11 protein-coding genes and 1 rRNA gene are annotated in these 14,875 nt (G+C 58.7%); 4 read left to right on the top strand and 8 right to left on the bottom strand.

The features are described from left to right. Positions 1–853 (bottom strand): 16S ribosomal RNA (locus FVQ81_03580); the annotation flags it as partial. Between the two features lie 456 nt (positions 854–1,309). Here FVQ81_03580 and FVQ81_03575 point away from each other — a divergent pair. The 3 genes from FVQ81_03575 to FVQ81_03565 all read left to right on the top strand — a co-directional run bounded on the left by FVQ81_03575 (position 1,310) and on the right by FVQ81_03565 (position 2,818). After that, the gene (locus FVQ81_03575) at positions 1,310–1,939 is read left to right on the top strand and encodes a thiamine phosphate synthase (GenBank protein MBW7995656.1); all 630 of its coding nucleotides are present in this window, start codon (positions 1,310–1,312) and stop codon (positions 1,937–1,939) included. Positions 1,940–2,049: 110 nt separating this feature from the next. After that, on the top strand, positions 2,050–2,247 hold the full coding sequence (locus FVQ81_03570) for a ferredoxin (protein MBW7995655.1): 198 nt from the start codon (positions 2,050–2,052) through the stop codon (positions 2,245–2,247). Between the two features lie 124 nt (positions 2,248–2,371). After that, positions 2,372–2,818, top strand: coding sequence for a hypothetical protein (locus FVQ81_03565; GenBank protein ID MBW7995654.1), 447 nt, complete (start codon positions 2,372–2,374; stop codon positions 2,816–2,818). A gap of 17 nt (positions 2,819–2,835) precedes the next feature. Here FVQ81_03565 and FVQ81_03560 read toward each other — a convergent pair whose 3' ends face one another. The 6 genes from FVQ81_03560 to FVQ81_03535 form a co-directional block, all read right to left on the bottom strand. Further along, the gene (locus FVQ81_03560; protein MBW7995653.1) at positions 2,836–3,525 is read right to left on the bottom strand and encodes a hypothetical protein; all 690 of its coding nucleotides are present in this window, start codon (positions 3,523–3,525) and stop codon (positions 2,836–2,838) included. 161 nt (positions 3,526–3,686) lie between these two features. After that, positions 3,687–5,789: a hypothetical protein gene (locus FVQ81_03555; protein ID MBW7995652.1), complete on the bottom strand. Its 2,103-nt coding sequence runs from the start codon at positions 5,787–5,789 to the stop codon at positions 3,687–3,689. Positions 5,790–5,862: 73 nt separating this feature from the next. Then, positions 5,863–6,654, bottom strand: coding sequence for an SDR family oxidoreductase (locus FVQ81_03550; GenBank protein MBW7995651.1), 792 nt, complete (start codon positions 6,652–6,654; stop codon positions 5,863–5,865). 222 nt (positions 6,655–6,876) lie between these two features. Then, positions 6,877–9,426 carry a PQQ-binding-like beta-propeller repeat protein gene (locus FVQ81_03545; protein ID MBW7995650.1) on the bottom strand — a complete coding sequence of 850 codons (2,550 nt, stop codon included), beginning with the start codon at positions 9,424–9,426 and terminating at the stop codon, positions 6,877–6,879. A 149-nt stretch (positions 9,427–9,575) separates the two neighbouring features. Further along, positions 9,576–10,697: a glycosyltransferase gene (locus tag FVQ81_03540; protein ID MBW7995649.1), complete on the bottom strand. Its 1,122-nt coding sequence runs from the start codon at positions 10,695–10,697 to the stop codon at positions 9,576–9,578. Continuing rightward, positions 10,694–12,022 carry an O-antigen ligase family protein gene (locus FVQ81_03535; GenBank protein ID MBW7995648.1) on the bottom strand — a complete coding sequence of 443 codons (1,329 nt, stop codon included), beginning with the start codon at positions 12,020–12,022 and terminating at the stop codon, positions 10,694–10,696. Before FVQ81_03535 ends, FVQ81_03540 begins: the two co-directional genes overlap by 4 nt. A 137-nt stretch (positions 12,023–12,159) precedes the next feature. Here FVQ81_03535 and FVQ81_03530 point away from each other — a divergent pair, with 137 nt between their 5' ends. Continuing rightward, positions 12,160–13,311, top strand: coding sequence for a glycosyltransferase family 4 protein (locus FVQ81_03530; protein ID MBW7995647.1), 1,152 nt, complete (start codon positions 12,160–12,162; stop codon positions 13,309–13,311). Here FVQ81_03530 and FVQ81_03525 read toward each other — a convergent pair. After that, positions 13,293–14,714 (bottom strand): phenylacetate--CoA ligase family protein, encoded by a 1,422-nt coding sequence (locus tag FVQ81_03525; GenBank protein ID MBW7995646.1) that lies wholly within the window; start codon positions 14,712–14,714, stop codon positions 13,293–13,295. The two genes, FVQ81_03530 and FVQ81_03525, sit on opposite strands and share 19 nt — an antisense overlap. Between the last annotated feature and the right edge of the window lie 161 nt (positions 14,715–14,875).

Here is a 14,875-nt window from a genome sequence, read left to right as displayed (position 1 = left end):
GGAAACCCCCAACACCTAGTACCCATCGTTTACGGCTAGGACTACCAGGGTATCTAATCCTGTTTGCTCCCCTAGCTTTCGCGCCTCAGCGTCAGAATCAGTCCAGAGAGCCGCCTTCGCCACCGGTGTTCTTCCCAATATCTACGCATTCCACCGCTACACTGGGAATTCCACTCTCCTCTACTGATCTCAAGTCTGGCAGTATCGGATGCAGTTCGACCGGTTGAGCCGGTGAATTTCACATCTGACTTACCAAACCGCCTGCGCGCCCTTTACGCCCAGTAATTCCGAACAACGCTTGCTCCCTCCGTATTACCGCGGCTGCTGGCACGGAGTTAGCCGGAGCTTCCTCTGGTGGTACCGTCAGCCAACCGGTATTCTCCACCGGCTGGGTTTCTTCCCACCTGACAGAGCTTTACGACCCGAAGGCCTTCATCGCTCACACGGCGTTGCTGCGTCAGGCTTTCGCCCATTGCGCAATATTCCCTACTGCTGCCTCCCGTAGGAGTCTGGGCCGTATCTCAGTCCCAATGTGGCCGGTCACCCTCTCAGGCCGGCTACCCATCGTTGCCTTGGTGGGCCGTTACCCCACCAACAAGCTAATAGGCCGCGAGCTCATCTCGAAGTGATAGCGCTCAGCACGCCATCTTTATTCACCAGAAGATGCCATCCGGTAAACACATCCGGTATTAGCCCCCCGTTAGGAAGGTTATCCCCGGCTTCGAGGCAGATTGCTCACGTGTTACGCACCCGTTCGCCACTGTACTCACTCCCCGAAGGGAGCTTTCTCGTTCGACTTGCATGTATGAAGCACGCCGCCAGCGTTCGTCCTGAGCCAGGATCAAACTCTCCGTTGGAGTATTTAATCAGACTCTATTGTCGATACGCTTTCGCGTTCGGAAAACTACATAAAACAGGTCTCTTTCGAGACCCGGCTATGACGCGGTTTTCGCACAGCACATACACCATTATTGTCAAAGAGCGGATTCGACTTGTGTCGAGTGGACGGACAAGTTAATCCCGTAGGATCAACCTGTCAAGTCTTTTTATCTAATTTTTCTCTAACCGAATTCCCGCCCCGCCTGCTTACCATCGCCTGACATTGACGAATACGGGGCAAAAGGTAATATAAGAAAAACAGCCGCCCATGTCAATACTTTGCGGCATAATTCTCCGCATGCCCTCCGCCATTTTTCTCTTGCGCATCCAATCTTCTGTTATATACTGCCTGTGTCCTCGCCGGCGAACACGCGTCGCGTGCCCCGCCGAAACGGTATAACGCCCGCAGCGACTGGAAATAACGCACGCCATGAGACACAGGTTCTACCCGATAATCGATCTGGATTTCAGCGGCCAGTCGCCAGCGGTTGAAACGGCGCGGGCGCTGGGAACGGCAGGCTGCTCGATGATCGAGGTGCGGGCCAAGACCGCCACCGGGGCGCAATATTTCGCGTTCGCGCGCAAGGTCATGGTTGCCGCTGGTCCGGGCTGCCGGGTGGTGGTCAACGACAGGCTGGATGTGGCCCTGGCCTCCGGCGCGGCCGGGGTCCACCTGGGCGAGCACGATATCCCGGTGGCCGAGGCGCGCAAACTGGCCGGGGCCGGGTTCATTGTCGGCGCCACCTCGCGGGACCCCGAAACAGCCGTGCGCGCCGCCGGCGACGGCGCCGATTATATCGGGGCCGGAGCCGTGTTCCCCACCTCGCACAAACACGACACGAGGCTGATCGGGCTGGAGGGCCTGGCGGCAGTGGCCCGCGCGGTCGATATCCCGGTTTTCGCGATTGCGGGAATCACCGCGGCCAACTGCGCCCGGGTGGTCGAAACCGGCGCCTGGGGAGTCAGCGGAATCGGCTGCGTGGCCGGCGCGGACGACCCCGCCGGAGCCTGGCTGGCTATCGAGCGGGTGATGAGCACTGCCGCCGGGCAAAAACGCTGAAACAATTGACGGCCTGTGATCATTTTGTATATTACGCAGCGTATTTGCCGCTCCGTGCGGAGCGGCGAGAACGGATGACCCTTAAAAAAACATGAGAGGAGTTCGCAAGAATGGCAATCACCAAGGTCTGGATCGAAGAGGGATGTACCCTGTGCGGCCTGTGCGAAGAAGATTGCCCGGCCGTATTCGAACTCGACGATGACACTGCCGTGGTCAAGGAAGGCGCCGAGTTGGACGGAAACGACGAGGACATCATCACCGCCGCAGAAAGCTGCCCGGTGGAAATTATCCACTACGAGGAAGACTGAACCAGGTGTTGATTTGATTTTCAGCGCAAGAGGGGACCGCCCGCAACCATGGCTGTCTCCTTTTTGTTTGCCGCCACGGTGTTATATTGTATCGATGGAAAATCACATCTGGAGAGACAGATCGATGACCGATGAAATCGGACAGCCTGACGGCAGCGGCCCGAAGCCCCTGGTGATATTCGCCCACTCCGACGGGTTCGACAAGCTCTACCAGGTCGCCTCGATCGCGCTGACCGCCGCGGTCAGCGGAAAGCCGGTGGTGGTGGTCCTGTTTTTCTGGGCCTTGCGCGCGGTGGTAGGGGGGACAGCCGACGAGCCGGTGTTCAGCGCCTGCGCTCCGGGAGCCGCCGAGGCTGCCCGGCGGAAAATAGCCACCAGCAACAACCCCAAACCCAGCGAGATGCTGCTGATGGCCCGCGAGTCGGGGCGGCTGAAACTGTTCGCCTGCAGCGCGTCGATGCAGTTCATGGACCTGGAACTGGAGGACACCCGTGCGGCGGTGAACGAGGTGGTGGGCATGTCCACGATCCTGCGCCTGAGTGAGCAGGCGGGCGAGGTCATCTATATCTGATACCGGACTTCCTGTACTCAGGCCGCCGCGGTCAGCATCATCGCCACCTGCCCGGCGAACCCGCTGATCACCGGGATTGTCAGGTTGTCGTTGATCTTCGAGATTGTCAGCTCCACAATTGTGGCCACCAGGGCCATCACCACCGCCACCGGCCAGAGAGTGTGGCCGAACGAGATGTCCAGGCAGGTTGTGCCCTGCACTGCCCCGTGCCACCACAGGCTTCCCTCCGCCGAGGTGCGCAGGATCAGGAACCCGATAACCAGGTTCACCAGCAGACCCGCGGCCGCGCCCTCCAGCGATTTCTTCCCGCCGAAAACCTGCGGCCTGATCCGGCCGAACTTCCTGCCCACCAGCGCGGCTGTCACATCGCCGAACACGGTCATCAGCACCGCCGCCACCGCGATACTCATCTCGAACACCGCCAGCGACACCAGTACGCCCAGCATTAAATACAGCTCGCCGCCCACGCTGTCAGCCTCACTCCGGCGGCGGAAAGTGTAGAGAAACTTCAGCAGGGGAATATCGAGCTGGAGCTGGAGACGGATATATTCCAGGAAAATCACCACCACCAGCATCCCGGTCAGGATCAGCAGTGCCGCCCGGTGGCTGAACGAAACCGCGAAAACGAAATAAACCGCGAGATATCCGAGCGCGAAAATGTGGACTACCTTCCTGCCGATCTCCTTGCGGTAACTGTCCACTACCATCAGTGATCTCCTCCCGCCCCTCTGTTCCTGTTATTTCTCCCCGGAACAGCATGCCGAGGGCCTTGACTTAATCCCGATGACCTGAAGGGTCAACAGGGGCAAAAAGAGAGCCGCGCCAACTTGGACACGCGGCTCAAATGATGGCCCAAGTCAGTTATTTATCATTCCAGCGGGCACTCGAACTCCACGGCCAGGTTTCTCACCTCGCCCGGACCGGTGTTCACGATATAGGTGGTCTGCTCCGACGGGTCCTCCAGCCGGACACTGTGGCTGCGCTGTGCATTGCGCGACTGCCAGCGGTGAGTGATCACCAGCGGTCCGCCGGTTTGGGCGACGGGCGAGCTGACCGCCAGCCGGATATCATCGAGCGCCATCCCGTTCAGCTTGTAGCGGACATACACTGTTTCCGTGCCCTGTGGCAGTTTCACTCTCTCGTCCACTTCCGGCCAGCACAGCAGCCGGCTCTCCCGGTTGCCGTCGAGCCACCGCGACGGCGGCTCGTAGTCCCAGAGTTTCTGCCACGGCCCGTCGGCTGAAACCGCCCACTCCAGCGAGGCGTCGGCGCCCGGCGGCGAACCTTTCTGCACGGTGATCCGGGTTTCGGCCGTGGTCTTCTCCGGCGCCAGTTCGCGAAGAGCCAGGAACCGTCCGCCCGCCTCCAGGCTGGCGACATCTCCGCCGCCGGGCGCAGTCAACTCGAAAACGGCCTCACCCTTTTTCCAGCCCGCCGGAGAGAGTATCCGGTTACCGTGTTCCTCGGTGTACACAAGGTCGTCTACACTCAGGGCGAACTCGCTCAGGCGGCTCAGATCGACCGGTATACTCGTCCGCACTCTCTGACTGCCGGGGCTGTAGATCAGTTCGTTCTCACCTGATACGAGCTGAGGCAGGGACCGCGGATTAAGCTGGAACAGGCTGGTCAGGCGGAGGTTGCCGAACGCGGCGCGGCCCCCGGGACCGGCCAGGGTGATTCTCACCAGGTAGCCGTACTTCCCGCTGAGGGCGTTGCGCGCGCCGTGATCGCCGACAGTCAGCGCCTGCACAGCGGCCCGCCAGGGACCGGCGTGGGGTCCGCGAACCTGTCCGGCCGACTGCCAGCTTTTGCCCAGGTCCGTGCTGGTTTCCACGATCAGTTGATGGTGCGCGGAGGCCAGCTCGGCGTACAGCTCAAACCCGGCGTCGATCAGCACGTACGGGCTGGCCATTGCGAACACGGCCGAGGAGGGCAGAGTCTCGTCGGAGCGGACCACGGCCCCCTCAGCCGCGGAGGGCAGAGAGAGATTCTGGTTGAACCCCTCTGCTTCGACCGGGTAGAACGCGCTCCGCCTGTGCAACGGCGGTGTATAGACCAGCCGGCCGGTGGCCCACCTGCGCTCGTCCTTCTGGCTGCGCGGCCCGTCCTCGGTGCGGATATTCCATCTCTCCAGTTCGTTTGGAAATTCCTCCCAGACACCGCCGGCCTGCTTGTACGGCAGGTAATAAAGGCTTTGGCTTTCAGGAGCGTAATAGCGAACCAGTTTCTCGCCCGGCCGCAGGACAAAGTCCATGCTGTGGCCGCGGGGATAGCGCCTGAACGGAAACAGCCAGTTGTCGCCGGTAGAGGTGAACAGCCCTGCGTAGCTCTCCATCGCCCTGGCGCGGACATCGGCCGGGTACCACGGATAGACTACTTTCATGCTGTCGGCTTTATTCGGCGCCAGCAGCTTGCCCATGATGATATCGCCGTCGGCCTCCAATTCGCGGACGCCGGCTATCGGCGAACTCCGCGGGTCGCCGTCGCCCACCGTGGTGTAGCCCAGCATATCGCAGTCGAGCATGCTGTAGCGTTTGTCGAAAAAGACCTCGCAGACAGTGTGGCCGGTCAGGAACCAGCTGCGTGCGTCAGCGAACCCGCCCGCCTCGAACAGGGCCTCGAGCAGTGGGCCATCCTGGTAGCACAGCCCGAAGCCGTAGCTGTTGAGCAGCTTGAGCGGGTCGAGCACCTCGCCCAGCGGCTCCTCGTAGGCCCAGCCGGCGATATGGTAGAACATACCCGGCTCCACGAACCGGCCGTCGGTCAGCAGGTAGCTCCAGAGCGTCTCGGCTTTCTGACGGTCTGTCACTGCTGCCGCGTTCTCGTAGAGAGTGGTCACCAGCCTGCCCAGATCTCTGGTATCAGGCTCGCCTCTGAGCGTAACCCAGGGTGTATGGACCTGTGCCGCCAGCGGCTGGACCAGCGCCGCCGCCAGCAGGGGTATCATCAAAAAGTTCACTTTAAAACGCATCGCCCGCTCCATCGCTTTAATTTGACCTGCCGCAGCATACAAGTGTCGGCTGTTCGGATCGAAATCGCCGGCCTTACATCAGCGCCCGCATCAGGCCGCCGTCAACCTGGATCGTGGCCCCGGTGATATAGCCGGCCCGCTCGCTGGCCAAAAACGCGATCAGCGCGGCCAGCTCCTCCGGCCTGCCCATTCGTCCCAGCGGGATCGTGGAGGTCAACTGCGCGAGCATCTGGTCATATTCGCAGCCTGCGTTTTCCGCCCGGCGGGTCACCAGGCTCACCGAGCGGTCTGTCTCGATAAAGCCTGGGCAGACATTGTTTACCAGGATCCCCTCGCCGGCCAGCTCGTTGCTCAGGGTCTTGGCCATGCCCACAACTCCCGCGCGCACGGAGTTTGACAGGATCAGCCCGTCCACCGGCTGCTTGACCGCCACCGAGGTGATATTGATAATCCGGCCCCAGCCCCTGGCGCGCATGTGGGGGACCGCGGCGCGGGAGAAGCGGACCGCGCTCATCAGGTTAAGCTCGAACGCGGCCAGCCAGGCCCCGTCGTCGTGCTCGGCGAAACTTCCGGCAGGCGGTCCGCCGGCGTTGTTGACCAGGATATCCACACCGCCGAATTTTTTTACAGTTAAGCCGATAACTTTTTCCTCCGCCCCCGGCTCCGAGACATCGGCGGCAATCCCCAGCGTCCCGGCTCCGGTCTGCTCCGCGATCCGCTCCGCCGCGGCGATTATATTTTTTTCGTCCCGCGAGCAGACAACCACGTTCGCGCCCTCGCGAGCCAGCTCCAGCGCAGCCGCGAAACCCAGTCCTTTACTGGCCCCGCAGACTACGGCGGTCTTGTCTTTAAGTCCCAGGTCCATCGCTCCTCCGTGATAACATCTATACTGAACTTATTTTCTGCACCACTATTTAATAAAAATCCCACTGAATACCCATATATAAAAGTGGGATTATTACATGCATCGGTGTTCGGCCTTTTACTAAAAGGTGGGGGAGAAAAGATTATTTTGCAACATTTCGTCTGGAAACACCGGGGGAGTATTTGTGGCGGAATCAGTAAGCTGTTCTCTGTTTGGCCGGCATCAAGCTGAGATCAACTTCAACATTTCCAGCAAATCGAGAACATCTGTTTTACCGTCACCGTTCAGATCGGTGAACTGTGTATCCGGCGATGCACCACTTATTACACTGAGCAGTAACAACAGGTCTGCCATGTCAACACGACCGTTGTCATCAATATCCCCGGGCATGCCCGGGGATATTTCAAAGCCAGCGTTACCGGAGTTTCTATAATCCCGGTTTTTTTTGGGCCAGGCACTTTCTGCCAGTCCTGAACTGGTCCCACTGGAAAAAGCGTAGAGATAATTATCACTTGAACCGATATAAACGGTGCCGTTGGGACTAATTGCCGGGCTTGATTGAATATATTTACCTGTCCGGTATTTCCAGTTGAGAGTACCATCAGAATTAATCGCATATAAAGAGCTGTCCTCGGAACCGATGTAAATCGTCCCGTCGCTGCCAACTATCGGCGAAGAACTTATTGCGTCCCCTGCTTGGAAATACCATTTCTGTGAGCCGTCAGGATTTGCCGCATACAGGTTTCCGTCGTTCGATCCGAAATAGATCGAACCATCAATCCCGATTGCGGGTGAAGAGTTAACCTGGCCCCAGGTCTGCGCGGCCCATTGCAGGCTTCCATCCGGATTCAGCGCATAGAGTCTGCCATCGACCGACCCAAAGTAGATTGTCCCGTCACTGCCCAATGCGGGTGATGAAAGAATTTCATTCGCGGCCTGGAACTGCCATTTGAGAGAACCGTCCGAATTCAATGCGTAGAATAAATAGTCATTCGAGCCAAAATAAATTGTCCCGTCTCCGTCAATTGACGGAGAAGAAACCACCGCCCCGCCGGTCTCGTATTTCCATGACAGGCTGCCGTCACCTTTCAACGCATAGAAAGTGCTGTCGCTGGAGCCGAAATAAATCGTCCCATCGACGCCCAATGCGGGGGATGGTCGAATCGGCTGGCGAGTTTGGAATTTCCATCTCAACTCGCCTTCGGGATTCAAAGAATAAAGATATCCATCGGTTGAACCTGTAAATATATTCCCCTGGTCGTCGATCGATGGGGCCGAGGGATAGCCGTTATCCGTAAAGAACTTCCATTTTACGGAGCCATCGGGATTGAGTGCGTATAGATGGTTATCCCTCGAACCAAAATGGACTGTCCCGTCGTTACCGATCGCCGGCAACATGGTCCACCAGATCCGGTCATCGGTGTAAAACATGTAATCCAGCTTTCCGATGCTCGCAACAGGGTTCTCCGGGTAATATACGCTGCCGTTATTTAACGTGTTGCGCTTGAATTTCGGCCAGCTGCTGTTGGCGAGACCGGAATCCGTGCCACTATCGATGGCATATAAATAATTAGGGGAGCTGGCATAGACCGTTCCATTATCGCTGATCGTCACCGAACCGGTAATATTGTCTTCGGTTTCAAGCCGCCACTTTAGTGTTCCGTCCGCATTCAAGGCATACAGATATTTATCAGACGATCCGATATATACAGACGATCCGATATATACCGTCCCGTCACTGCCGATAGCCGGTGTTTGTTGAATCCAGCCTCTCGTATCATACCCCCATTTTACAAACCCTAGGGGACTGACGGCGAATAAACGTCCATTCACCGTGCCGCCATATTTCAGCGAACCGATATACACCGTACCGTCACTGCCTATCGCCGGTGATCCAGTCGTTCCGATTGATAATGTTAGTTTTACTTTCCACTGCAGCTCGCCATTCGGCCTAAACGCATATAAGTAGGCACCTCCCCCGATGTATACTGTTCCATCAGTACCGATTGCCGGCGAGGAACTGATTGATCTACCTGTCTCATACCACCATTTGGTTGTGCCGTCTGAATTCAGTGCATATACATAATGATCACCCGAACCGAAATACAGCGTCCCATTTCTTTCCAGCGCCGGGGAAGACCAAATTTGTCCATTGGTGTGATATTTCCATTTGAGAATGCCATCAGAGCTGACTGCGTACATGTAATGGTCATCCGAACCAAAGTATAGCGTCCCCTCTTTGTCATATGTGGGACAACTATGAATCGGTCCTCCGGTCTTAAATGACCAGGCCTGTGTCCCGTCAGGGTTCAGGGCATACATGGTATCATAGCAACCCACATAAAAAGTCCCGTCCGGTCCGATGACAGGAGAAGAAGAAATTCGTCCGCCCGTCCAATACTTCCCTTCCAGGGTGCCGTCCGGTTTCAGGGCGTATAAATATCCCTCAAAGGCGCCGACAAATATCGTTCCTCCGGAACCAATAGCAGGAGTGGACTCCCAGGGCCAACCTCTGTTTTCCGGTTTATATTTAAACAACACATCCCCCGCGCCGGCCAGGCTGGCGCTACCATTTCCCAGCTTGGTTTTCCATTTCAGCACTCCGGCCGGCCTCACCGCGAGGGTTGTTCTCTCATCAGTTTTATGTACCTTCAGGTCCGTGTTGCCGAGTTCTGTTTTCCATAGCAACTGGCCTCCGCCTGAAGCGCCGAGAACAGCTTGGGCGTAAAGCGTTAATGCAAAGATAAAAAATTGAATGTTGATCTTTTGCATTACGGATGTACCTTTACGGCAGATTATCTTATTGATATATCAGGAAGTATTACTGGTAGATGCTTGGCAGTACTAATAATTGTAGGCCGTCTGCTTGCTAAAATCAACTAAATGATAATTATTTTTCAATTGTTGTTCCGTCCCTGGGACTACCCTAATTGACCACCGAGCGCGCGTATGTAAGCACGGCGCGTACTCTCCACCATCTCTTCCACGCTGAATTTTTTTGCCGTGTATTCCCGGGCCCTCTCTCCCAGCGACTTCCGCCGCTGTGCATCCTCCAACAGCTCCGCTGCCGCCTCCAGCAGCGCGGCCTCGTCAGCGGCGGGGACAATCATGCCGGTGCGGCCGTGCTCCACGGCCTCCCTCACTCCGCCCACGTCGAACGCCACCGCCGGCACGCCGTGGGCCGCCGCCTCGAGAATGACGTTGGGCATCCCCTCACGCAGCGACGGCAGCACCAGCAGGTCGATCGAGGAGTAGAACAACCGCATGTCGTCAAGTTCGCCTAGGAAATACGATTCGCAGGTACTCTGCCGGCGCACTCCGCTGCGCACCGCGTAGCCCTCGTCCAGGCCGCGGCCGGCAAGTACCGAACAGATTCCGCCCAGACGATGCCCCAGGCCGCCCACCAGGCGAAGGAACGCCGGTATGTTTTTGTCCGGCTCATCCTTGCCCACCGTCCCGACCACCGGCCGCGTTTCCGACATCCCGAACCTCCGCCTGGCCTCCAGCCTTTCCCCGGCGGTCACTTCAGCGACTTTCTCCGCAGCGTTAGCCACTACCTCGAACCGGGACAGGTCCACGCCGCAGCGTCCGGAATAGGCCTGTGCCCCTGCATTGCTGTTGGCCAGCACCAGCGGCGATGAGCGCAGGGCGCGGCCCAGCAGCAGGCGCTTGATCGCCGGTTCGGCCACAGGCAGGCTGCGCATCGCGGGCAGCAGTACCGCCTTCCGGTAACAAAAAGAGGCCAGATAACTGTAGGCTGTCGCCGATTCGAGAAACGAATGCACGAGTTCTATTTTATATTTCCGCAGGGCAGAGGCCAGACGAAACGCCCGCATGGGCTCGTAGCTTCGCCGGCGGGCGATTACCGTAACCGGCACACCGGCCTCCTCGATACGCGGACCGTAGGGATTTAGATGTTCCGACAGGCAGAACACCCGGACGTCCTCGCCCGCACCCGCCAGACCCCGGGCCAGCAGGTAAGCCTGCCGTTCGGCGCCGCCTTGGCCGAGTTGACCGATCACCAGTGCGATCCGGGCGCTCATTCGAGATTCTCCTCCCGGACAGCCGCCAGGTGACGGGCTTTGGCGGCAAGAGCCAGGCCGACCCAGAACAGCTTGGCGTGCAGCAGCGTACCCCCGACCGAAAACATCATCAGGTACACAACGAACGAATCGCTGAGCCAGGGTTTGCCCCCGGGATGTATTTTCTCCTCCCGGCAGGCGCTCCACAGCATGGCCATCAACAGCGCAAAGCCCACGATGCCCAGTTCCGCGATAACCGAGAAATAGGTGCTGTGGGGGTCGCGCCTGCTGTGCAGGTCGCGGCGGATCGAGGGCGTGGCTGGCCTGTACTGGTTGAACCTGGAGGGGAACTGCATGTAGCCGACACCGAGTACGGGATTGTCGGCGATCATGTTCGACGCCACCATCCAGACGTCGAACCTGCTGGTCCCTTTTTCGCGCATGGTCATCAACTGGCTGGTCCGTTCCACCAGAGTGATGTTGACCAATCCGGCCGCGAACAACCCGGCCAGCAGCCCGGCGGTAATAACGAACAGGATCAGGAAATTACGGACGCGGTGTCGCGTGTGCCAAATCATTACCGCGAAGCCTGCGACAGTCGCCATCCAGGCGGTCCGGCTCTGGGCCAGGATCAGGGGCACGGCCATAAACAATGTTGCCAGCAGCAGCCCGACCTTGATCCACCAGCGCCGCATGGAACGCATCAGGTACATTCCGCCGAGCATCGAAAACCCGACAACCATCGCATAGGAGTTGGGATTCTGGGCCTCGAACGTCCTGGCCCGCTCGACCACGTTTTCCACGAAAACGGCCAGCGACAGGTGGCTGGTAATCAACGCCCCGAGCAGGAGGCCGCCGAGCACCAGCCTGAAATCGGTTTCGTTCTCGATCACGTTGATACACAGTAAAGCCAGTAAAAGGACCTGAATCAGTGTAAAATAGTAGGCACCGGTTATCTCAAAATTGGTAGCCCAGAGCAAGCTTACTCCGGCCCAGGCTACCAGCGCCGCGCCAAGCAGAAAAGTCCGGTTTACCCGGATCAGCTTGCGGTAAAGCACCAGGTGGACGACCCAGATCACGAACACGCCGATCCCCACCGCGCGTACCTCGGTCATCTCGATGTTCGCCGCGGCGATACCCTCCACCGGCAGCACGGCGCACAGTAATGCCAGGGCAGCCGAGGGACGGGCCACGGCCACGGCCAGAAACACCAGCGCGACCGTAACAGCAGAGGCGATGGGAAATTGCAGTTGCCAGTAGAGAATCAGGCTGATCACCGCCGCGACAAGTGAGGCGGCGACCACGATCCAGTTGTAATCCCCGGCTGTATCGGCCCGGACATTCATTGCGCTTATCCATTGGCTGGAATTACGGGTAAAGCTTGTAACCACTTAATATACCGTTTATTATCCGCCGCGCCAGTCAATTGAACAGCCGGCATGGGCTTACCCTGAGCCACTTGCCGTCCGGTAATAATCCTAATATGTTAAACAGATACTCGCCATATTCACCCCCGTTTATCGTGCTACTCGCGGAGCCGACCGTTCTGAAAACTGACAAAAAAACAATCCTCGTGGTCGGCCCGAAACCACCGGCCGTGACCGGCGGGATCGCCAGCTTTGTCGCCTGCCAGCTCGCCAGTCCCCAGCTGCGCGAACAGTTCCGCCTGATCTGCCTGGACACCACGCTGAGCCCGCGTTTGAGAGCCGGGAAATTACGGCGGCTGGGCGGCAGCCTGCTCCTGGCGGTCCGCCTGCTGACTCTTCTGCTTTCGGAGCGTCCATCGATCGCACACATCCATTCTTCATCGTTCCTGTCTTTCTGGGAAAAAGGCGTTCTGCTCCTGGTCTGCCGCCTTTTCCGGCGACGGACCGTGCTGCATATGCACGGAGGGATGTTCGAGTCATTCTACACGGCAAGTCGCTTCAAACCCTTGATCCGGTTGATCCTCGACCGGGCCGATGTCATAGTCGTCCTCAGCTCCTACTGGAAAGAATTCTGCGGATCGATAACCGAATCCAGGCTGGAAATCGTTCCCAACTGCGCGAAGGAAAATTTTTTCAGCGCAGAAGGTGGCCGGGGAGACGGAGAGACAGTGGTGTTCACCGGTTCGGTCGGCCCGCGCAAAGGAGTGGATGTCCTGCTCGAAGCTGTGTCTCTGTTGCGTTCGCGCGGCGTAACAAATCCGGTCGTATTGGCGGGAGACCAAGAGGAGGAGGGAGGGATCGACGCTTACCGGTCGCTGGTGGCTGAAAGAGATCTCGGCGAGGTTATTTTTCTCGGAGAGGTGCACCCGCCGGAACTGATCGGGCTGCTGGCGAAAGCTGCGCTGTTCTGCCTGCCGTCCCGGGCAGAGGGGCTGCCGATAGCCTTGCTCGAGGCCATGGCCGTTGGCTTGCCCGTGGTGGCAACTCCGGTCGGCGGGATACCCGACGCGCTGGCTGAGGGGGTGAACGGATTTCTCGTACCTGTCGGGGACAGCCGAATGTTGGCCGACAGGCTCGAACAGCTTCTGCGCGACCCTGGGCTACGAAAGAAAATCGGGGCCGCCAATTACGGGAAAGCGCGAAGTTATTACCATCCCGAGGCAACCTCCCGGACCCTGGCCGATCTTTATCATTCCATGCTCGACTGATACTCTCCGCCCTCTGAAATACGGGAAATTACCGCCCGGAACTTGCCGCCCGCTGTCAGGGGTATCGAATCCACTTTCTCGACTTCTATCCGCATAGCGCCCAGCAGATCCCGCATCCTCGCGGAGATCTGCCCGCTAAAGCGATTTTCGTAATCCGGGTCCGCCTCCAGCAGCACCCGGACAAGCTCCCGGCTTTCCTGGATCACCTGGGCGCGGCGGATGGAGGGAAAATCGGTGAATACGCGGTCGAACCGGCGCAAGCGTACATCGTTGGCTCCCACTACCACATCCTCCACCCGGCCCACAATTTCTGCCAGCACGGGAAACGTTCCGCGCCCGCAGGGACAGGGAGCCCCGCTCCAGGCGCCGAGGTCTCCGGTGTCGTAGCGAATGAAAAGGCTGGTCGTGTTTGTCAGCCCGGTGACGACAAGCCGCCCGGTCTCACCCGGAGCCGCCCGGCTGTTGTCCTCACCCAACACCTCCACAATCCCGAAATCCGGGTGCACGTGTAACCTGCCGTGTTCACATGTCGTTGCGAACGCGCAGTTTTCAACCAGCCCCCAGCTCTGGTGCACCTGGGCGCGGAATACACTCTCCAGAGTCATCTTCATTTTATCATCCAGCGCGTCAGAGGTGGCGATTACCGCCCGCGGCGAGTGCACTTCCAAGCCCGCTGCCTCCAGCAGCCCGGCCAGTATGCTTTGGGCGCTGGCATAGCCGGTCATGGTCACTGGACGGAAACGGTTCAGCGCATCGGCATAATCCCCCACTGAGGAGGAGGACAGGTGTAAACCGGACAGGTACACCTGGCGCTCGAACATGTTGTAGCGCCAGAACGGCGGGCCGTTCTGCGAGGCTGGAACGATCGGACGGCTTCCGAGCATCGAGCGCGACTCGCGGATTGACACACCTGCCCAGTTGTAGGAGCGCGCCTCAACCGCGCCGTAAATGTCTTGGAACACCTCGCGGCTGAAACCGACCCTGAGCGGCGTGCCTGTGGAACCGCTCGTCGAGCGGACAAAACCCACTTCACGGCTGCCGGGACCGCCGCGCCAGTTGCATCCGGGACTTGTCCTGAGGTTCTCTTTCCCTACAACCGGCAAGCGTTCCAGGTCTTCCAGCTCGAATTTCTCCAGGTGCGATCGGGTTGCGCCATGCGGAGTCCAGAAAGGCCGGTAAAACTCCGTGCTGTCCCAGGCCGTGCATAGCACCTCGCGCAGCCTGCGCACCTGCCAGCCATGCAATCGCTCGTCGTTCCAGCTCTCCCGCTCCCGCCAGTCGTTCAGGCGGCTTTCGAACACACCGCCCAGACGCAGTCTTTTCCAGTACCAGCCATAGGCGCTGACCGCCACGTTTTGGAGCGACAGGGGCAGGCGTTCGTACACATTCTGCGTGAAAGACATCGATTCACTCACCGGGAGAATGAAAATACTTAACGCGAAAATAAATCATGTCTCCCGGCCATGCAAGAGACCCCAGCCTCCATCCGCATTGACAAGCCCGGCGGCGTCGGTTAACTTAACCATCCACAACAGAAGCAGTTCCGTCACACGGCAGGTAATTC

This window comes from Candidatus Glassbacteria bacterium (genome assembly GCA_019456185.1).
GTDB lineage: Bacteria > Gemmatimonadota > Glassbacteria > GWA2-58-10 > GWA2-58-10 > JAJRTS01.
This window is presented reverse-complemented; position numbering and strand designations above follow the sequence as displayed.

What these genes read in the sequence shown, in the direction of transcription:
- FVQ81_03560 (MBW7995653.1), bottom strand. Translation starts at nt 3,525, where the DNA reads ATGGTAGTGGACAGTTACCGCAAGGAGATCGGCAGGAAGGTAGTCCAC.
- FVQ81_03535 (MBW7995648.1), bottom strand. Translation starts at nt 12,022, where the DNA reads ATGAATGTCCGGGCCGATACAGCCGGGGATTACAACTGGATCGTGGTC.
- FVQ81_03540 (MBW7995649.1), bottom strand. Translation starts at nt 10,697, where the DNA reads ATGAGCGCCCGGATCGCACTGGTGATCGGTCAACTCGGCCAAGGCGGC.
- FVQ81_03570 (MBW7995655.1), top strand. Translation starts at nt 2,050, where the DNA reads ATGGCAATCACCAAGGTCTGGATCGAAGAGGGATGTACCCTGTGCGGC.
- FVQ81_03555 (MBW7995652.1), bottom strand. Translation starts at nt 5,789, where the DNA reads ATGCGTTTTAAAGTGAACTTTTTGATGATACCCCTGCTGGCGGCGGCG.
- FVQ81_03575 (MBW7995656.1), top strand. Translation starts at nt 1,310, where the DNA reads ATGAGACACAGGTTCTACCCGATAATCGATCTGGATTTCAGCGGCCAG.
- FVQ81_03530 (MBW7995647.1), top strand. Translation starts at nt 12,160, where the DNA reads ATGTTAAACAGATACTCGCCATATTCACCCCCGTTTATCGTGCTACTC.
- FVQ81_03545 (MBW7995650.1), bottom strand. Translation starts at nt 9,426, where the DNA reads ATGCAAAAGATCAACATTCAATTTTTTATCTTTGCATTAACGCTTTAC.
- FVQ81_03565 (MBW7995654.1), top strand. Translation starts at nt 2,372, where the DNA reads ATGACCGATGAAATCGGACAGCCTGACGGCAGCGGCCCGAAGCCCCTG.
- FVQ81_03550 (MBW7995651.1), bottom strand. Translation starts at nt 6,654, where the DNA reads ATGGACCTGGGACTTAAAGACAAGACCGCCGTAGTCTGCGGGGCCAGT.
- FVQ81_03525 (MBW7995646.1), bottom strand. Translation starts at nt 14,714, where the DNA reads ATGTCTTTCACGCAGAATGTGTACGAACGCCTGCCCCTGTCGCTCCAA.